The 20304-nt window shown below is 36.4% G+C and carries 19 protein-coding genes and 1 other RNA gene; 12 read left to right on the top strand and 8 right to left on the bottom strand.

The features are described from left to right. Nucleotides 1–214 precede the first annotated feature (214 nt). From H5968_RS06600 to H5968_RS06575, 6 genes are all read left to right on the top strand, one after another. Nucleotides 215–511: a hypothetical protein gene (locus tag H5968_RS06600; RefSeq protein ID WP_187039282.1), complete on the top strand. Its 297-nt coding sequence runs from the start codon at nt 215–217 to the stop codon at nt 509–511. An 11-nt stretch (nt 512–522) separates the two neighbouring features. Beyond that, the gene (locus tag H5968_RS06595; RefSeq protein WP_187039281.1) at nt 523–921 is read left to right on the top strand and encodes a type II toxin-antitoxin system VapC family toxin; all 399 of its coding nucleotides are present in this window, start codon (nt 523–525) and stop codon (nt 919–921) included. 525 nt (nt 922–1446) lie between these two features. Further along, nucleotides 1447–2187, top strand: coding sequence for a cytochrome c biogenesis protein CcdA (locus H5968_RS06590; protein WP_137667366.1), 741 nt, complete (start codon nt 1447–1449; stop codon nt 2185–2187). Between the two features lie 67 nt (nt 2188–2254). Next, nucleotides 2255–3628, top strand: coding sequence for a cytochrome c biogenesis protein (locus tag H5968_RS06585; RefSeq protein ID WP_187039280.1), 1374 nt, complete (start codon nt 2255–2257; stop codon nt 3626–3628). Nucleotides 3629–3708: 80 nt separating this feature from the next. Then, a complete protein-coding gene (locus H5968_RS06580) occupies nt 3709–4410 on the top strand; it encodes a serine/threonine protein kinase (protein ID WP_187039279.1) in 702 nt (233 codons plus the stop codon). 88 nt (nt 4411–4498) lie between these two features. Beyond that, nucleotides 4499–4699 (top strand): type II toxin-antitoxin system HicB family antitoxin, encoded by a 201-nt coding sequence (locus H5968_RS06575; RefSeq protein WP_187039278.1) that lies wholly within the window; start codon nt 4499–4501, stop codon nt 4697–4699. Nucleotides 4700–4771: 72 nt separating this feature from the next. On the opposite strand, the gene queF is transcribed toward H5968_RS06575, so the two are convergent. The 5 genes from queF to H5968_RS06550 form a co-directional block, all read right to left on the bottom strand. Next, nucleotides 4772–5188: a preQ(1) synthase gene (gene queF / locus H5968_RS06570; RefSeq protein ID WP_096569781.1), complete on the bottom strand. Its 417-nt coding sequence runs from the start codon at nt 5186–5188 to the stop codon at nt 4772–4774. A gap of 86 nt (nt 5189–5274) precedes the next feature. Further along, nucleotides 5275–5682 (bottom strand): hypothetical protein, encoded by a 408-nt coding sequence (locus H5968_RS06565; RefSeq protein WP_187039277.1) that lies wholly within the window; start codon nt 5680–5682, stop codon nt 5275–5277. A 165-nt stretch (nt 5683–5847) separates the two neighbouring features. After that, nucleotides 5848–6231 carry a phasin family protein gene (locus H5968_RS06560; protein ID WP_137667370.1) on the bottom strand — a complete coding sequence of 128 codons (384 nt, stop codon included), beginning with the start codon at nt 6229–6231 and terminating at the stop codon, nt 5848–5850. A 25-nt stretch (nt 6232–6256) separates the two neighbouring features. Next, an RNA gene (ffs, locus tag H5968_RS06555) (signal recognition particle sRNA small type) lies at nt 6257–6353 on the bottom strand. 37 nt (nt 6354–6390) lie between these two features. Beyond that, on the bottom strand, nt 6391–6657 hold the full coding sequence (locus H5968_RS06550; protein WP_187039276.1) for a YciI family protein: 267 nt from the start codon (nt 6655–6657) through the stop codon (nt 6391–6393). Nucleotides 6658–6757: 100 nt separating this feature from the next. Here H5968_RS06550 and H5968_RS06545 point away from each other — a divergent pair, with 100 nt between their 5' ends. From H5968_RS06545 to murD, 4 genes are all read left to right on the top strand, one after another. Next, nucleotides 6758–7297: a 2'-5' RNA ligase family protein gene (locus tag H5968_RS06545; protein WP_187039275.1), complete on the top strand. Its 540-nt coding sequence runs from the start codon at nt 6758–6760 to the stop codon at nt 7295–7297. 114 nt (nt 7298–7411) lie between these two features. Next, nucleotides 7412–8164: a peptidoglycan-binding protein gene (locus H5968_RS06540; protein WP_187039274.1), complete on the top strand. Its 753-nt coding sequence runs from the start codon at nt 7412–7414 to the stop codon at nt 8162–8164. Between the two features lie 333 nt (nt 8165–8497). Next, nucleotides 8498–10645 (top strand): glycine--tRNA ligase subunit beta, encoded by a 2148-nt coding sequence (glyS, locus tag H5968_RS06535; RefSeq protein WP_187039273.1) that lies wholly within the window; start codon nt 8498–8500, stop codon nt 10643–10645. A gap of 90 nt (nt 10646–10735) precedes the next feature. Then, a complete protein-coding gene (gene murD / locus H5968_RS06530; protein ID WP_187039272.1) occupies nt 10736–12277 on the top strand; it encodes a UDP-N-acetylmuramoyl-L-alanine--D-glutamate ligase in 1542 nt (513 codons plus the stop codon). Nucleotides 12278–13018: 741 nt separating this feature from the next. Here the strand turns inward: murD and ilvA are convergent. Next, a complete protein-coding gene (ilvA, locus tag H5968_RS06525) occupies nt 13019–14530 on the bottom strand; it encodes a threonine ammonia-lyase, biosynthetic (RefSeq protein WP_187039271.1) in 1512 nt (503 codons plus the stop codon). A 157-nt stretch (nt 14531–14687) separates the two neighbouring features. Between ilvA and H5968_RS06520 the strand changes: the two genes are divergently transcribed. Together H5968_RS06520 and H5968_RS06515 are read left to right on the top strand one after the other, a co-directional pair. After that, nucleotides 14688–15788: an AAA family ATPase gene (locus H5968_RS06520; RefSeq protein WP_187039270.1), complete on the top strand. Its 1101-nt coding sequence runs from the start codon at nt 14688–14690 to the stop codon at nt 15786–15788. Then, the gene (locus H5968_RS06515) at nt 15779–16609 is read left to right on the top strand and encodes a DUF4435 domain-containing protein (protein WP_187039269.1); all 831 of its coding nucleotides are present in this window, start codon (nt 15779–15781) and stop codon (nt 16607–16609) included. The genes H5968_RS06520 and H5968_RS06515 overlap by 10 nt, the downstream gene beginning before the upstream one ends. A 215-nt stretch (nt 16610–16824) precedes the next feature. Here the strand turns inward: H5968_RS06515 and H5968_RS06510 are convergent, their stop codons facing one another. Continuing rightward, nucleotides 16825–17367, bottom strand: a complete 543-nt coding sequence (locus tag H5968_RS06510) for a Uma2 family endonuclease (RefSeq protein ID WP_187039268.1) — start codon at nt 17365–17367, stop codon at nt 16825–16827. Between the two features lie 64 nt (nt 17368–17431). Beyond that, entirely contained in the window at nt 17432–18469 is a 1038-nt protein-coding gene (locus H5968_RS06505; RefSeq protein ID WP_187039267.1) for an agmatinase family protein, read from the bottom strand. Between the last annotated feature and the right edge of the window lie 1835 nt (nt 18470–20304).

Raw genomic sequence — 20304 nt, 5'->3', positions numbered from 1 at the left:
GTGCGGGTTTTTGGGAAAATCAGTTTGACGCTGTTGGGTTTTTGTGGGTATAATTAAATTATATTTTTCTGTGTTTTTACATATTCCAGGTAAATTATGAATTTTCCAGATCCAGAAATTGAACCCTAGATGTTTATTAGGAATATCGACATATAACATATATTTTATCTTCTATGCTAAAATATTATCTATCCTAAAAAAAGAGGTAAAGAATATGAGCAACACATCTATTCAAGAACAAACAACCTATAAACGAATTTCTGCAATTGTGGAAAATTTGATTGCTAATAATAGTGTCTATCAAGAAAGATTACAACAAGAAGATATGATTAATTACATTTATGAACTATTCAACAAACCCAACATTCTACCACTGATAGAAGTCATGGAAGACGAAGACTTAATTAGTCGAATTAATGGGATTTTAGTTTTGCATTCGGTTGCAGGAACTTTAAATGATTTCACACCTGAAGAAATGGCAATATTTGATGAAGCAGTAAAACGGAAATAAATAACAAAAATATGGGATATCTACTAGATACGAATATTGTTTCAGCAATTTTCAAAAATAATCAAAAAGTCATCATACAATTAGATAACTTACGCATTCAAAAAGAAAAGGTGTTTATGAGTGCTGTGACTTATTATGAAATTGAAAGAGGACTGTTAGCTGTAAACGCTACTAAAAAATTAAAAGATTTAGAAAAATTAGCCACTCAATACCAAGTATTGCTATTAGATGATATGGCAATTTTCAAAAAAGCATCAGAAATTTATGCCGACTTAAAACAAAGAGGTTTACCAATTCAAGATGCAGATATATTTATAGCAGCTACCGCAATAATTCACGATTTAACCTTAGTTTCCCATGATTCCGATTTATCAAGAATCACAGGATTAAAATTAGAAAATTGGTTATAGAAATCAGTAATTAATCGTTCCCAGTCTCCAGACTGGGAATGCAAACCCAGAGGTTCTACCTCAAAAACAACCTATCAACTTAAAAACTCTAACTCTGTCTTCTCCGCGTCTCTGCGGTTCGTTTATTTTCTCTCAAACAAAAATTTTTACTCGTTTTTACTTTTTCCCAGACTCCAGACTGGTAACGTCAACCCAGAGGTTCTACGTCTAAAACAACTTATAAAACACCCTTGGATTATACATAAAATTATTATAAACACAGAACAACAAAATAATCAATCCCCAAACCCTATAAAATTCGTGAGTTATTGACACCATTCTCAATAGTATTCTCAATAAACCCCTAGCTATTGCGAAAAAGTCACATCATCAACTTTTTTCCCAAAAAATAGATTAAAAAAAATTATCATTCAGCAAAACACTAAATTAAAGCTATTTTTTCCCACATTCAAAATTAGCAAGAAACAAAAAACCGAATAAGCTAGAATACAAACAGAGTCAGCCTTTGTAATTTAAAACATACCCATGCTGGAGAACCTGCAAACCCAAATTTATCAAATCGAACAATTTGCTAACACCCTGGTTACTAACCAACTCACTCACCTCAGTGTTGTCAGTATCGCAATTATTTTCGCTGCTGGTTTGTTGACCAGTTTAACACCATGTATGCTATCAATGCTGCCAATTACTATTGGTTATATTGGCGGTTATGAAGCGAAAAGCCGACTACAAGCTGCTGCACAATCAACCTGGTTTGCATTAGGATTAGCTACTACATTAGCAGGTTTAGGAATTATAGCAGGTTTGGTAGGAAAAGTCTACGGTCAAGTAGGAATTGGTCTACCAATTATTGTGAGTATTCTTGCTATTATTATGGGGTTGAATTTATTAGAAGCTTTACCTTTACAATTCCCATCTTTAGGTGAAACAAATTGGATATCTAATGATTTACCTCCTGGTATTCGTTCATACTCTATTGGTTTAACATTTGGTTTAGTTGCTTCTCCTTGTAGCACACCAGTTTTAGCCAGTTTATTAGGTTGGGTTGCTAATACTCAAGATTTGCTTTTAGGTGCGGTTTTACTACTTGCTTATACTGCGGGATATGTGACACCTTTAATTTTAGCAGGTACGTTTACTGCAACAATTAAAAAACTGCTAGAATTGCGTCGTTGGTCTGGTTGGATAAACCCCGTTAGCGGTGCTTTGTTAGTAGGTTTTGGTGTGTTTTCTTTACTTTCTCGTCTTCCTCTTGGTAGTTTCTAAAGTGATAAACCGCAAAGTACGCAAAGTACACAAAGAAGAGAGCAAGAATTTATTACCTTTGTAAACCATGACTGTAGATAATTCAACATCCCCAGAAGTTAATTTGTTTTCTGTTCCGGTTCGTTTCTTGAAACGGGAAGTTTTACCTGTGCTGACAGATTTAAGGTTGGCAATTATGCTGTTATTAATAATTGCTGTTTTTAGTATCAGTGGTACAGTCATTGAACAGGGACAAACACCAGCTTTTTACCAGGCTAATTATCCAGAACATCCCGCTTTATTTGGTTTTTTGACTTGGAAAGTGATTCAAGTTGTGGGTTTGGATCATGTTTATCGCACTTGGTGGTTTTTGGCTTTATTAGTGTTATTTGGTACGAGTTTAACTGCTTGTACTTTTACCCGTCAATTACCAGCTTTAAAAGCTGCTCAAAAATGGCAATATTATGATGATCCGAAGAAGTTTAAAAAGTTAGCTTTGAGTGCAGAATTAAATGATGTTGTTCTAAATTCTATCACTCCAATTTTAACAAAAAACCGTTATAAAATCTTTCAATCATCAGAAAAAAATGATATTCTTTATGCTCGCAAAGGTATAGTCGGACGCATTGGACCGATTATTGTACATATCGGTATTGTGATGATTTTACTGGGTGGTATTTGGGGAGCAATGACGGGTTTTATGGCTCAAGAAATGATTGCTTCTGGTGATACTTTCCAGGTAAAAAATATCATTGATGCGGGTGCTTGGTCTGCTCAAGATGTATTAAAAGATTGGTCAGTAAAAGTTAATAGATTTTGGATTGATTATACTCCCAAAGGAGGTATTGATCAATTTTATTCTGATTTATCTGTGTTAGATAATGAAGGTAAAGAAATAGATCATGAAAAAATTTATGTGAATAAACCTTTGCGTTATCATGGTGTGGTTTTTTATCAAACAGATTGGGGTATTTCTAGCGTTAGAATTAAACTCAATAATAGTCCCATTTTCCAATTACCAATGGCGTTGTTAGATACTAAAGGTAAAGGTAGACTGTGGGGTACTTGGATACCTACAAAACCAGATTTAAGTGAAGGTGTTTCTCTGTTAGCTAAAGATTTACAAGGCATGGTTTTAATCTATGATGGTCAAGGAAAATTAGTAAATACTGTGCGTTCAGGAATGTCTATTCCTGTAAATGGGGTAAATTTGAAAGTTGTTGATGTGGTAGGTAGCACGGGTTTACAAATTAAGTATGATCCGGGTATTCCGATTGTGTATAGCGGTTTTGCTTTGTTGATGTTGGGTGTGGTCATGAGTTATTTTTCCCATTCCCAAATTTGGGCTTTGCAAAAAGATGATGTTTTGTATATTGGTGGTAAAACTAACCGCGCTCAAGTAACCTTTGAAAGAGAGGTTTTGGGAATTTTAGAGCAACTGACTCAACCAGCTACAAAATAATTTTTTTGATTTGGGCAACAATAGCAATTAAGTGGTGTATTTTATAGGTATGATACCGCTAATTAAGGTGCGTATATCCTATGGATAAATCAAAAATACAGTCACTAATTGCTATTATCCACCAAGAACTTATTCCCAATTTCGTGATTGAAAGTGTCCATCCCCACAACCCGATAGAAGTACGCGCTATCCCCTCTCCCTGGGAGTTGTTGGGTACAGGAAACTATGCAGCGGTGGTTGTTCATCCTGAATATCCTGATGTGGTGGTGAAAATGTACGCACCTGGTCGTCCTGGGTTTGAGGAAGAATTGGAGGTCTATCAGCGTCTTGGTTCTCATCCTGCTTTTTCTGAGTGTTTTTATGCTCATGATGGTTTGTTGGTTTTGAAAAGATTATTTGGTGTTACTCTTTATGACTGTTTACACCGGGGTTTGCGTATTCCTCCCAAGGTAATTAAAGATATTGATTATGCTTTGGACTATGCTCGCACTCGCGGACTTTACCCCCATGATGTACATGGTAAAAATGTGATGATGTTTGAGGGTAGGGGTTTGGTGGTGGATATTTCTGATTTTCTGCAACAGGAAAAATGCTCAAAATGGGATGATTTAAAAAGAGCTTATTATTTGATATATCTACCTATTTTTTATCCTTTGCGGTTACGAGTTCCTTATCCTTTGTTAAATAAAGTCCGTAAAATTTACCGTTTTATTAGGTCTATTTCTGGTCATATTTTGGCATTTATTAATAAGTTAATGGGTAAGAAGTCTCTCAAAAATTAATCAGGTTAATTATGCCTAAGAAAATTAGGGAATTAAAGAAAATGCTGAAAAAAGCAGGTTTCACAGAACGGATAAATTAAGATATCAAATGATCATTCAATGGTCAGAGGAAGATGATTGTTTTTTAGTTAGTTTACCTGATTTTCCTGGACAAAAATGGCGCACTCATGGAGAAACTTATGAAGAAGCTGTTGCTAATGGTAAAGAAGCTCTAGAATCTTTAATAATTTCTTATGAAGCTGATGGTGAATCTTTACCTGAACCTAATATTTATAAAATGGCTGGTTAGTGATAAAAAAATCTCCAAAACATTATGTAATGAGGACTGAAGTCCTCACTACATACCTGATTACATACCTGATTATTTGCGTTTTTTATGCTTTACTTCCACAACTGTATGCACATTTCCACGGGGAGTAAAATCAGCTTTGACTGTCATTTTCAAAGGATCACAAGCTGCAACTACATCATCTAAAATTTGATTTGCTGTTTCTTCGTGGGAAATATAGCGATCGCGGTAACTGTTAATATACAGTTTTAAAGCTTTTAATTCTACTACCTTTTCATCTGGTACGTAGGAAATGTAAATAGTCGCAAAGTCAGGATAACCGGAAAAGGGACATTTACAGGTAAATTCAGGCAAAGTAATATCAATATTATATTCTCTACCTATACGCGGATTGGGAAAGGTAATTAGTTTTCCTTCTTCAATCTCACGTTCACCATATTTCATTTCTGGTTTGCTTGGGGGTACAGTCTCAGACAAGGAATTACTCATAAAATGATTCTGGAAATTATTCTAGAAAAATGCAGAGATTCATGAATACTAATAATAATTTAACATTGACAACACCTGTTTCACGCTTAAAATTCACTGCTGCTCTTTTCCCAGTCTGGGCAATTTTCGTCATCCCAACCATGAGGGTGCATAGCACAAACTAACAAATTACCACCATAAGCTTGACCATGATAATTGCTGCAACCTATACAAGCAGGATTTTTTTCCGCTGTCGCTTCCACCTGATATGGAAAACCTGGATCTACATCTGTCACCACGTCTTCCAGTTCCCAGTATACTTCCATCAGCGGTTCTGCTAATTCCTGTAAATACTGGTCAATTTCCGCAGCAATGTTATTCTGTACCTCGAAGGTAATTTCTTCCGTTAGCTCAAAAAAAGCATCTACCATGTCATTAATTCCTTGGAAGAAGTTTTCGACTTCATCAGCCACAGTTTCGATGATATCAACTAAGTCTTTTTGCCACGGTTCCATAAGCTTAACTGTGTTACTGGCTACAAACAGGACGCTTCCGGGTTCTCGGTTGTAAGTGCGATAATAACTAGAATATAGCCATCAATGCAAATCAAACCAGTGTTAGATTTAGCGCCATCCCCCAAATTACCATTTTTACTGATGTTCAGGGTGAAAAATTAGTTTTTACTGATCGAGTTTAAGCTGTTCTAATTGTTTTTTCAGGTCTAGCACTTGTTGACGCAGGTGATCCACGTTTTCTTTGGGAGTTTGTTTAACAGTCGGTTCTTCATCTTCCCCTATTATTTCGATGCGACGGGGTTCAGAAGCTTCTGTTTTTTCTGTGGTTTCACCAGGTGTCTGGGGTTGTTGGGCTTGTCTCATCATATCTTCTACGAAACGACGAGCTTCTTCTGTGTTCATTTCACCCTTGGCTACCATCTCGTCAGCCAGTTTTTGGACTTGCGATCGCAGTTCCGCTAATTTCCCCCCTGCTTTTTCGCCTGCGTAAGAAGCCAAGCCTACACCCAGGTAAAAAGCTTTTTGTACAATATCTCCAAAACCAGGCATTGCTGCAAAGCACTCCTAAAAATAGGGCGACCCGGAGACTACGCCTATCGCAAGCATCCCGTATTGCTGCTACCTTCCGGTCCTGACAAAGTTTGGGCGTTGAGATCGCATAGATCCAGGTCTGAAATCATCATAACATCAAATTTCTAAAAATGTGCATCATTCCACAACAATTTTCCATTCGTAAAGCTGATAACTCACACAACCGTTGACTACTAAGGGATCAGCAGCCACGATGGCCTGCGCTTCATCCATTGAAGCCGCCTCAAATAACATCATCCCCCCTCCCCTTTGCGCCCAATATCCCGTTTTGGCTTGGTGTCCTTTATCTATCAATGCTTTGACGTAAGCTGTATGGGCTGGTACATATTGATCAAAGGTGGGCTTATCCACTAAACCTGCTTCAATTTTGACAAACCAAGGCATAATAATTAAGTAGTTTAGATTTTTCTTAAATTATCATATTGGTGATTGGTAATGGGTAATTGGGTTATTAACTTCCTCCTGACTCCTGACTTCTAAAATTATGAATCGCTTTTTTATTGCTATACTTCCACCCCAACATATTCAAGATTATGCTAACGAAATTAAACAACATTTTGTTAATAATTATGGTAGTCGCGGCGCTCAAAATTCCCCTCCACATATCACTCTACAGCCTCCTTTTATGTGGAAAAAAAAGGAAATATCAATTTTAGAAACCTTTATGGAAACTTTCGCCAAAAAGCAGAATTACTTACCCATTACACTTGATGGTTTTGCGGCTTTTCCTCCTCGTGTTATATACATGAATGTAGTAAAAATTCAAGCACTTTTAAAGTTACAATTAGATTTAATGAATGATATAGAAAGTAGTTTGGGAATCATCGGTAAAGATGGGAAAAATCACTCTTTTACCCCTCATCTTACCGTAGCCAGGAGAGATTTAAAAAAACATGATTTTCCTGCTGCATGGAATGACTTTAAAGAACGTCAGGTATATTTTGAATTTACCGCATCTCATCTGACTTTGCTACTCCATGACGGCAGACAGTGGAACGTTAAATCAGAGTTTTCTTTTCAGTAATGAATCTTTAAAAAGATTTACCTTTTTTTAACCATAAAAATCTATTCTTTGGTGGATAATGAGGGAATAGTAAGTTGATTTTCCTACTATCTCCCAGTATACGAGTATAACTTTATGACAACCAAATTAATTCTCAATTCTAATGAAATCCTTAAATTAGGATCTGAAGGGGCAAAAGTTGAGCAGTTGCAACAAATATTAAAAATTCTCAACTTTGATCCTGGCATTATGGATGGTAATTTTGGGAATAAGACTGTAGTAGCAGTCAAACAGTTTCAAACAGCAAAAAAACTTAAAGCTGATGGGGTGGTGGGAATAGGTACTCAGACGGTTTTAAACAATGCTTTAAATGATTTAGAGAAGGCGAGTTTAGTTCTTTATGGTGGTGCAACTGGTAAACTACCTTTACCAGGGGTATCGCTGATTAAAGAATTTGAAGGTTTATTTCTTAAAGCTTATCCTGATCCTTTAACTGGTGGTAAACCAATTACTATTGGTTGGGGAACGACTCGCAAGAAAAATGGTGGTGAGTGGAAATTAGGTGAAACAATTACTAAAGCAGAAGCGGATGAGTTGTTAATGTTGCAGTTAGAAAATAGCTATCTGCCAACTTTAGAGAAAATTCCTGTATGGGATGTGTTGAATGTTAACCAACAGGGTGCTTTATTGAGTTTTGGTTATAATTTAGGTGCTAATTTCTATGGTGCAAAGAATTTTGAGAGTATAACCAGAGTTTTAAAGAATCAACAATGGAATGAAATTGAAGAGACGTTTGTTCAATATAGAAACCCTGGTAGTTCAGTGGAAGCAGGGTTGAGAAGAAGGAGATTAGCAGAGGCTAAATTGTTTTTAACTCCAGTAAGTTAGTGTTGAGATAATTCATCCTTTTTTTGGGTTATTGGATAGGGGATAAATCAAAGTTTATCAAAATTTATAACTTATCCAAAAATAGAACAGAACTCCGTACATGGTTCGGCTTCGCTCACCATAAATACTGACAGCCTTCTTTCCCGTTCCCTGTTCCCTGCCTCTACGAAAAATTCATGAATCAAATCGGATCACTATATGAATACGCTTCAACATAAAAATTACCTCCTCATCAACTCCTATAATACAACGCCAATTACTAGAGGATCTTGTTCACCACAGCCTGATCACAAGGTAAACTGATGGAATTGACTGATCAACATTAGTGACCTTATGACTGCGTTTTTATTAGAAGTTGGTACAGAAGAACTACCCGCAAGCTTTCTGAGTGGTGCGATCGCACAATGGCGATCGCGTATTCCTCAAACTCTAGAAGCTAATAGTCTCAAAGCGGAAACGGTGGAAGTTTTTGGAACTCCCCGACGGTTAGCAGTTCTCATCAACGGTTTACCATCTCAACAACCAGACAAAGAAGAAGAAATTAAAGGACCACCTGCACAAGCAGCATTTAAAGATGGTCAACCCACAAAAGCAGCAGAAGGTTTCGCTAAAAAACAAGGTGTGGAACTGTCAGCTTTAGAAGTGCGTTCTACGGATAAAGGTGATTTTGTCTTTGTTAATAAAAAGACAGCAGGACGACCAGTAGCAGAAATATTAACAGAACTCGTTCCCCAATGGGTTTGGAATTTGGAAGGAAAGCGGTTAATGCGGTGGGGAAGCGGTGACGGTAGGTTTTCCCGTCCTATTCGCTGGTTAGTTGCTTTATTAGATGGGGATATTCTACCCTTAGAATTGCAGAACGGTGAAAAGATAGTTAAAAGCGATCGCATTTCCCAAACCCATCGCGTTTTACATCCCGAACCTGTCAGCATTTCCCACGCAACAGAATATGTTAATACCTTGCGTTCTGGTTATGTGATCGTTTCCCCAGAAGAACGGGAAAAAATCATTGTTGAACAAGTCAAAATTGCAGTGCAAAAATTAGGCGGTTTTACAGAAATTTACCCAGACTTATTAGAAGAAACGAAGAATTTAGTAGAATATCCGAGTGCGGTAGTTGGTAAATTTGAGGATGAATTTCTCAAATTACCTACAGAAGTTTCTACCACAGTGATGGTAACGCACCAGCGTTATTTTCCGGTATTTAAGACAGCGGAAAATCAGGAATTATTACCTAAATTCGTCACCGTTTCTAACGGCGATCCTGTAAAATCAGATATCATTGCTGTTGGTAATGAAAGAGTAATTAGGGCGCGGTTAGCTGATGGGAGATTTTTCTATGAAGCTGATTTAGCGAAACCTTTAGAAAGCTTTTTACCGCAATTAGAAACAGTTACATTTCAAGAAGATTTAGGTTCAGTTAGGGGCAAAGTTGAGAGAGTTGTAAACATAGCAAATCTCATTTCTCAACAATTGCAATTAGCAGAAAATCAAAGTCAGAAAATTCAAAGGGCAGCTTTATTATGTAAAGCGGATTTAGTCACCCAAATGGTGTATGAATTTCCTGAACTACAAGGTATTATGGGGGAAAAATACGCCTTAGCTAGTGGTGAAGATGCAGAAGTAGGAAAAGCAATTTTTGAACATTATTTACCCAGAAATGCTGATGACATTCTACCGGAAACATTAACCGGGCAAATAGTAGGAATAGCTGATAGACTAGATACATTAATTAGTATCTTTGGTTTGGGTTTAATTCCTTCAGGTTCATCCGATCCCTTTGCATTACGTCGCGCTGCAAATGCGATCATTAATATTACGTGGTTTTCTAATTTGCAGATAAATTTAGAGAAGCTATTAGAACAGATAGCGACAAATTTTGCAACCACATTTAATAAAGATGCCAAATCTTTAATTTCTACATTACGGGAATTTTTCCTACAAAGGATTCGCACTTTATTACAAGAAGAAAAACAGATAGATTATGACTTGGTAAATGCGGTATTGGGAGATGATCAAGAATATACAGAACGTGCATTCCAAGATTTATTGGATGTACGCGATCGCGCAATTTACTTACAACAAATCCGCAAAGATGGTACATTAGAAAAAATCTATGAAACCATTAACCGTTCTACTAGACTCGCTGCACAAGGTGATTTAGACTATCAACAATTAGAACCCAAAACATTAATTAATCCCGAATTATTCCAAAAATCATCTGAATCAGCATTCTACAACGCCCTAGTAGAATTAGTACCCCAAACCCAAACCGCACAGCAAACACGCAACTATCAACTGTTAATAGCAGCACTAGAAAAAATTGCTCCCACCGTGAGTAAATTCTTTGATGGAGAAGATAGCGTTTTAGTCATGGACCCAGATGCAAATATTAAGCGAAATCGGTTAAATTTGCTGGGATTATTGCGAAATCATGGACGTGTATTAGCTGACTTTGGCGCGATTGTGAAAAATTTGTAAAAAATTTGTAGCAAAAGTCATCAAAAACAGGTGTAATTTTTGCCAATTAACGCTACTATAGGGTAGCTTAACCAGGGAACTACACAGTCTATGCCAGAAGCTATTGTGATAGGATTGGGAAAGTCCGGTATTGCTGCGGCAAGATTGTTGAAACAGGAAGGATGGGAGGTGGAACTTTGCGATCGCAATACCTCCCCAAACCTCCTGGAACAACAACAACAACTTGCTCAAGAACAAATTACCGTCAAATTAGGACACACCCCAGATTTTGAAAGTTTAAATTTAGCCAACAAATTACCGAAATTAATAGTAGTTAGTCCTGGTGTACCTTGGGACATTCCTATCTTGTTGAAAGCGCGAGAGTTAGGAATAGAAACCATTGGGGAAATGGAACTAGCTTGGAGACATTTGCAAAATATTCCCTGGGTAGCAATAACTGGTACAAATGGGAAAACCACAACCACCGCGTTAACTGCTGCCATTTTTCAAGCTGCCGGTTTTAACGCCCCTGCTTGTGGTAACATCGGTTATGCTGCTTGTGAAGTAGCTTTAAATCAAAAGCAAATTGAGGAAAACGAACCGCAAAGGACGCAAAGTACACAAAGGGAAGAGGTTTTAAGAGAGATTGTAAATGAGTCTTGTTTGGTTGAAGAAAGAAGTAAGGAAGATATACAAGGAACTATCGAAAATCCAAAGTCTAAAATTCAAGGTTCTGTAGATTGGGTAATAGGTGAATTAAGTAGTTATCAAATAGAATCTTCTGTGACGCTTGCACCGAAAATTGGTATTTGGACAACTTTCACACCGGATCATTTAGCCCGTCATCAAACATTAGAAAACTACTACAATATTAAAGCCAAACTGTTAAATAATTCCCAGTTGCAAATATTTAACGGTGATGATGTTTATTTAAACAAAATTGGTTTAAATCAATGGGATAATGCTTATTGGACAAGTATTAAAGGGGCAGAATTTTTAATAGGTGAAAAAGGCTTTTATATAGAAAATGGCTGGGTAATAGAAAAATTATCTGCAAGTTCTCAACCTCAGAAAATTGTCGAAGTTTCTGCTTTGCGAATGGTAGGAGAACACAACCAACAAAATCTATTAATGTCCGTTGGTGCTGCGAGATTAGCGGGAATAGAAATTGCAGCAATTTGTCGCGCTGTGAGTGAATTTCCTGGTGTTCCCCATCGCTTAGAACATATTTGTACATGGGAAAACATTGACTTTATTAATGATAGCAAAGCCACAAATTATGATGCGGCTGAAGTTGGTTTAGCATCGGTAAAAAGTCCAGTGATTTTAATAGCTGGTGGAGAAGCAAAAGCAGGGGATGATACAGCTTGGTTAAAGAAAATTCAAGATAAAGCTGCTGCTGTATTACTCATTGGTAGTGCGGCAAATGCTTTCGCTCAAAGATTACAAGAATTGGGATATAATAACTTTGAAATTGTGGAAACAATGGATAAAGCTATTCCCAGATCCGCAGAATTAGCGAAAAAATACCAAGCGTCAGTAGTGTTATTATCTCCAGCTTGTGCGAGTTTTGATCAATATCCTAATTTTGAAGTTAGGGGTGAACATTTTCGGGAGTTGTGTTTAAATTGGGTGGATAAAATGCAGGGATAATTTAGCGCAGATAGACGCAGATGAAAGAAAAAATTAATTAAAATATCTGCGTTTATACCAAAAATCCCAATTGAGAAAACATCACCGTAACAAAACGAAAAACTCTCTAAAAAAGTCTTACCTTTGCGTCCTTTGCGGTTAAAATAAAAATAAATGTACACATTTAGGATCATCCCCATTCATCTATGGATAAAAAATATAAATTAACTCTGAGGATAGATAAACTATAAAGTTCATAAATGCTTAAATTCAATAGAGTCTTTCACTTCTGTAAAACAAGGTTTGGTAAAAAAACCAAGCCTTTTTTATCAATTGATAATTGATAATTGATAATTGACAATTGTTTCATTAAAATTTTAAGTATTTGTGCAAAATCTGAAAACTATTCGTTTACTCACTTTTATTGTTTTACAGCTATTTTCAGGTAAATAAACCACATTTTGATTTAGGTTTCGCGTTAACAATGTAGAGGCGTTCGCGAAGCGTGCTGGAAGCATCAGCATTCGGACAATTAATTATCGGTTTTTACCTAAGACTATCATCCGAATGCTTCGCCCTTACTGTGGTCTAAAGACATGAAAACTGCTGTAGGATGGTTAAAATTAAAATTTTTAATTCAGGTAAATAAAAAGTAAAAAATGGCGGGCAAGATGCCCACCCCACAAGACTTTTCTTATTACTTCCTTTCTTTCCTTTCTTCCTCTGCGTTATCTGCGTCTCTGCGTGAAAAAACAAAATTTCCTAACCCAAAAACAACTGATAAGCAGGATTTTGACTTTCATCCCAATAACGATAACCCAAAGAATCAAGAAACTCCTGCCATTGATTCATTTCATGGGGTGGAACTTGCATTCCTACCACAATTCGTCCATAATCTGCCCCATTATTGCGATAATGAAATAAGCTAATATTCCAATCAGGAGACATAGAACCCACAAATTTCATCAACGCCCCAGGACGTTCAGGAAATTCAAACCGATATAATAATTCATGATCAGCAAGTTGAGAATGTCCCCCTACCATGTGCCGTAAATGCAATTTTGTTAATTCATCATCGGTTAAATCAATTGTTTTTAAACCGTTATTTTCAAACTTTTCTACAATTTTCGCAGCATCGGCGCGGTTTTCAATTTGCACACCGACAAAAATATGCGCTTCTTTCGTATCGGCAATGCGATAATTAAATTCTGTTAAATTGCGATCGCCCAGACATTCACAAAACTGACGCAGACTTCCTGGTTTTTCAGGAATATTCACCGCAAAAATCGCTTCTCGACGTTCTCCAAATTCTGCCCTTTCTGCCACAAACCGCAAGCGGTCAAAGTTCATGTTAGCACCGCAAGCGACGGCAACTAAGTTTTTCCCTTGTATTTGTTCTCGTTCTGCATAGACTTTAGCAGCAGCTACAGCTAATGCTCCCGCAGGTTCTAAAATAGAACGGGTATCTTCAAAAACATCTTTTATCGCTGCACAGGTAGCATCGGTATCTACCAAAATAATTTCATCTACATATTCCTGACACAAGCGGAAGGTTTCTTCCCCCACTTCCCGCACTGCTACCCCATCAGCAAACAAACCCACCTGAGATAAGCGTACACGATGACCGGCTGTGAGAGATTGAGACATAGCATCAGCGTCTACTGGTTCAACACCGATAATTTTGATTTCCGGGCGCAAGCGTTTCACGTAAGCACCGATACCCGCAATTAAACCACCTCCACCAATAGCCACAAAAATCGCGTGAATAGGTTGTTGATATTGGCGTAAAATTTCCATACCAATAGTTCCCTGGCCAGCAATGACATCAGGATCATCAAAGGGATGTATAAAGGTTAACCCTTTTTCCGCTTCTAATTGACGGGCGTGGGCGTAAGCGTCATCATAGGTATTTCCATATAAAACCACCTCTCCCCCCCGTGCTTTGACGGCGTTAATTTTTACTTGGGGAGTGGTTACGGGCATAACAATAATAGCTTTTGTTCCCAAGCGACTAGCAGATAAGGCCACACCTTGGGCGTGGTTTCCCGCAGATGCAGCAATTACACCTTGTTTCAGTAAGTCTGGGGGCAGGTTGGCCATTTTGTTATAGGCACCCCGCAGTTTAAAGGAGAAGACAGACTGCATATCTTCCCGCTTGAGTAGGAGTTTGTTGTTGATACGGTGGGAGAGGTTGGGGGCATATTCCAGTGGTGTTTCCTGGGCTACATCGTAAACGCGGGCAGTAAGGATTTGTACCAGGTAGTCGCAATACATGGGCTATAGATGCAATGTTGGGTTGGATTGTTAATTTTACCGCTTGTTGGGTAGTTGGGGTGAAGTAGTCAGATTTATTATTGTTGATATATGAACTATAATCATGATTATGAAGATATCATCACTGTAATTCACCTACAACAAAAGCGACTAGCAAATGAAGGTAGAATCAATTTATATTCAAAACTTCAAAAAGTTTCAGGATTTGAGGGTTTCTTTCAAAAATAAAATCCTTGATGAAGTAAGCGATCGCTTCCTAATTCTCGGTGATAATGGTTCTGGTAAAACAACATTATTACAGGCGATCGCTTTACCATTAGCATTAGCAACTGGACGCATCCAAAAAGTTTCTGATTTCGATTGGATTGGCTTTTTACCTGGACGTTATTGGAAATGGGGAACACCAAGAATTGAATTAGAAGTATCTTTTGAAGAAGAAGAACTAGAAGCAACTCGTAAAATTGCCAAAATATGGTATGATTCCCTGCCCTCAGATTTTCGTCCTGATGAGTTTATTCAACCAGGAAATAGTCGGGTAGTTAAAGTGATTTTAAATGGAGAACATTGGAAGGCTGGTAACACACCAGAAGAACGCGCTCAGTTTCGAGGACGCTATTATGCACAGAGTTTTATCAATCGTGGTGATCAATCAGTTCGACATTATTTTTCTCAACTACCTGGAATTTTTTGGTTTGATCAATTTCGGAATTTAGGAACTCCTAGTCAAGAAGCAGGAGAAGGTAATAAAGAACTTAGAGGTGAGACATCTTTTGATTTAGGTGTTGGTCGTTTACGACAATACTTAATTCGTTGGAAACGTAGACAAGAAGTGGGTATTAAGCATGAAAATGATTATTTACAGCAGTTAGAAAGACTATATAAAAAGGTATTTCCTGACCGTTGCTTTGTAGAATATTTAGAGGAACTTCCCAGCTTAGAGTCTCCCACAGAAGAAACTACATATTTCTTACTCAGTGATGGAAATAGAACTTATGATATTGCGGAAATGTCTGCTGGTGAACAATCAATATTTCCTATCCTCTACGAGTTTGTGAGACAACAAATTGCTTATGCAGTTGTCTTAATTGATGAAATAGACTTAAATCTACATCCTTCAGCATCTCAATTTTTAACTGGTCAGTTAATGAGAATTGCCCCAACTTGTCAATTCATTATCACAACCCATTCCGAAGCGGTAAGCAATGTCATTAGTGAAAATGACAGATATCGGCTATCAGGAGGAGTATTGTGTCTGTAAGTGTTCTTTATTGTGAAGGCAACTCTGGTAGTTATGATATAAGAGTTCTTCGTCAAATTTTACCAAAATGTGAAATTAAACCCCTGGGAGGAAAAAGTTTCATGAAAAAAATTATTCCTGATAGATTAGTTGTACCAAATTTAGCTGGAATAGTTGATCGTGATTTTGATAACTATGATATTACTCCTCAAAATTCACCACTTCCTTACACTTATCAGGGAGTACAGATAGGTTGGAAATGGGAGAGGAAAGAAATAGAAAATTATTTGATTGATCCAGTGGTTGTAAATCGGACTATAAGAAGTAAAATTCCATCTATGAACTCATACCGAGAGGCTTTAGACCAAGCTGCAAAGGAAATAGCAGTATATACTGCTGCTCGTGCTGCTCTAACTAGCTTTGGATTTCCAAACTGTTGGGGTGAGGAAATTGAAGGTATATATGGATATTTTCCCCGCAAATATGACGAAAAAGCTGTTAGGGAAAATATTAGATCAATAGTTAATAAAAACAAAGGTGATCGGATTGTAACAGCACAGAATGTTTTGAATAAATTTGAAGAATTGCTACCATTATTTAAACCAGGTGGAGATAAGTATAACAATTATCTAACATTTTTTGCTGGCAAGGATTTACTTTGGAAAATGCAAAATAAACTCAGCGAATTGGGATTTGTACCCACTATGTCCGGCGTTAATAGTTCAATTACCATATTTTTAAATACAATTGTGAAAACAATGGAACAAAAAGAAGAGGTTTGGACATGGCTACCAGAATGGCAAGCAATGAGAAATCAAATTACTAATACTACTTTTTCATAAATATCAAGAATAATGTGAGCATAATTATATTTTCTTGAAAAATACTATTCTCCTTCTTTTCCTAAGATTTGAGTTTAAACTACCGGAGATTTTTAAATGGTTTCTGCTGAACTTCTCAACACCCTACACACCCTCAGCCGTGCAGATAAACTCTACATCATGCAAGTTTTAATATCTGAACTAGCGCAAGAAGAAACTAATCTACTCTAACCACATCACCCTAAAAGTCTCTCAACTGACACTTGAACATCTACAAACGCCAAAGGAATAATTACCCCTTCCTCAATCGTTTGTTCACTCAAATACTTACCATTTTCCGGTTCTCGAAACACAATTATATTCTTAGCTGCTAAATTCAAAACCCAATATTCTGGTATTCCTGCTTCCGCATAAATAGCAGCTTTAATATCTACATCTTTCTGTAAACTGGTATTAGCAACTTCGATAATCCAAAAAATATCTTGTGGTTCTGGGTGGCGTTCATTATAAGCTGATTCTGGTAAACGAACAATAGCTATATCTGGTTCTGGTTCAGAGGAAGATAATGTAACTGGACCATTAAAACGAACCTCAGCTTTACCTGCTAGTAACTCCTCCAGGTATTTAGTACCACGTCTAGCAGTGTTGTAATGAATGGGTGTTTCTGGAGACATTTCGACTATTTCCCCTGCTAGTAATTCTACAGGGCGATCGCTCAAAATCCCTGCGGCAATCATCCGATGATAATCTTCAACAGACCATTTAACAAGTGTCTTCATAGTCTTAGTTAGTATGCTTTGTATGCTTTGTCTTATTCTATAACACCACCCTCTTTACTGGTTTTTATTTCTGTGATAAATCCAACAAATTCGCCAACTTATAAACTATCCTCGCACCTACATTTCCATCCCATTCCGCATCACCAACTTCATTCACATCAAACCCAATAATCTTTCTTCCACTCTTGACAACTTCCCTAAATAAACAATAAACTTGCTCTAATTCCAAACCCCCAGGAACGGGAGTTCCCGTATTCGGACAAAGTTTAGGATCTAAACCATCAACATCAAAACTAATATGGACATTCTCAGGTAAATTACCTACTATTTCCTGACATAAATCAATCCAAGTTTTACCCGCGTATTGTTGTTGTTTAATTGCTGAATCATAATAAGCAACAACCCGATTATTTGAATTATTAATTATTTCCACTTCATCAATACAAATATCCCGTAAACCCACCTGCACTAACTTAGAAATTTGCGGAATTTTCAACGCATTAAACATAATTGACGCATGGGAAAATTCAAACCCTTCGTAAGCATCTCTTAAATCTGCGTGTGCATCAATATGTAAAATTCCAAAATCAGGATATTGATTTGCCAAAGCTTGGAAATAACCCAAAGGTGAACTGTGATCACCACCAATTACAGCAACTTTTTTACCTAAATTCATTGCTTGCTGACATTGGCTAAATAACCATTGATTTACCTGTGCACCCGCTTGATTAATTTCTGTGAGGATAGGTGTTAAATCCGGTGTGTTTGTTAATGCTTTACCTTCAGCTTGTCTAGCAATTATTTTAGCAGCTTGTTGACGATAATAATTATTTTTATCTAAGATATCTTGAGAAATTTCCACTAAATAAATTCCTTGTTTCCAACCATCAGGATGATCAAAATCAAACAAATCTATTTGATAGGAAGCATCTAAAATTCGCTGTGGTGCATTCGCTGTTCCCGCACCATAAGAAACAGTAACTTCCCAAGGAACAGCAAAGATAATTAAATTAGCAGTGTTATAATCATAAGGTAAGCCTAAGAGATTACCATTAATTTCTGCTATACCGCTAGGATCGTAGTCTGGGATGTAATTACTCATAGTTTATTTTTTGGATATGCAGATAAAACACTGTTGAGAGGACATTATTATTGTAGCAGAATAGACCATGAAAATCACAGAAAAATAAAATTACAACATTTTAAAAAAAAGGTTTGGCTGTGAACCAAACCTCAAAAATTGCTGTGCTTAACAACGTACTAAATTAATTTAGTTCTTGTCTGCTTACAGATCATCTTCCTAGAGGATGTGTCAAAATATTCCAAAAACTGATAAAGCATTACTTGGTTAAAATTTTAAATATGGTTATATTTAGCAGTATTAAATTCTTTAAGTATCTATCTAAAGTATGAAAAAGGCTTGGACTCAAGCCAAGCCTTTGTATATACCAGGTGTTTACCATATATAGTTAATTTAAACTCTGTTTTCTGCTAATTCATCTCTCTATCAGGTGAGTACAAAATTCATAAAACCCGCTAATAGATACCACTGAAAATTAAACATCAATTTGCATAAAAAAAAGACCCTGGAATATTGACCAGGGTTAATACACGTTTTTCAGGCATTAATACACTAAATAATACTCTCTGTAAATCGCTATTTCTACTACCTAAAGAGTAATTAAAATAGATTTTTATATTGTGTGTGAGTAATAATTTACTTATGGGAATAGTTGTGGTAAAATCCAAGCGTTGCTATTTATCTACCACAAAAAAGGCTTGGTTTTTCGCCAAGCCCAGATATATACCAAGTGTTTACCATATCTAGTTAATTTAAGCTTACTTAGATTTTATATCATCTACCTAGAGGATGTGTACAAATATGAGTTTACCTGTTAATAACTGAATTTAATATACCTGTCAAAAAATTATTCTTTCTTCCTAGAGTTGACATTATTCAACCGACAATAATTGAGAATAATCGCAAGTGTCAATGTCAAGAATGATGATTAAAAAAGAAAGGCTTGATCACAGAACAAGCCTTGGGTAGAAGTAGATTATATTTCTATAGATACTTTATGGGGTAAATTAATCAGTCTCTAGGAAAGATGATTTTTGAGAAAATTAATATTCTTTGCTAATTTGTTTCATCATAAAAAAAGGTTTAGCTCGGCTAAACCTCCATAGAAAGCAGTTATTCGACACACCAAGATTAATTTAATTCTACTCCTATTTATAGTCATCTTCCTATAGGATGTGTTCAAATAATTAGATATATGATATGGAATTACGATGTTTAAAAAAGTTGATTAATCTACTATCAAAAGATAGATTAAAATCAAAATTTTTAGCTTTTTCAACAATTTCATCACTGATTAATTACTAAAAAAATGATGATCATGGAGACGCTAGGTAAGCTAGGTAAAAGGTGTCTCTACTAAAGAAATTGGCAAAAATGTTACACATCAATTAGCATAACAATGGCGTTCACTTCTGACTAATAGTGTATTAATTATAACTTTATAACTTTCTGTTGAGAGAAAATATTTTTCTATTATTTTCTATTAATTTCATTCTGATTTAATTTTTGTGTGTAAAAATAGTTAATGGTTGATGTTACAGTGAGTAAAGAAGTTAAATTCATCAAGTCAATTAGACCTCTCCAAAATAGAATGTATTAATTTGTCTAAGTTGTAGGGGCGAAGCTTATGGGCGATAATTTGACGGAAAAATCAGACATCTAGATATCCCAAATGCTTCGACCTGACCGCATAAATAAGTTCCATAATTTCTTTTCTGGAGAAGTCAATTAGATTAGCCTAAGTTACTTCAAACAGCCGCAGGTAAATATCAGGTAGTTATCTTCTCTGATATTAAAGGTGAAAAAGTCAAAAGTAGATTTTCATTTAAACCCTAGATTCTCATTCAGGAAATATA

The sequence above is a fragment of the Sphaerospermopsis sp. LEGE 00249 genome (assembly GCF_014299995.1).
GTDB lineage: Bacteria > Cyanobacteriota > Cyanobacteriia > Cyanobacteriales > Nostocaceae > Sphaerospermopsis > Sphaerospermopsis kisseleviana.
Note: the sequence above shows the minus strand (reverse complement) of the source record. Positions and strands in the feature narration are given on the sequence as shown.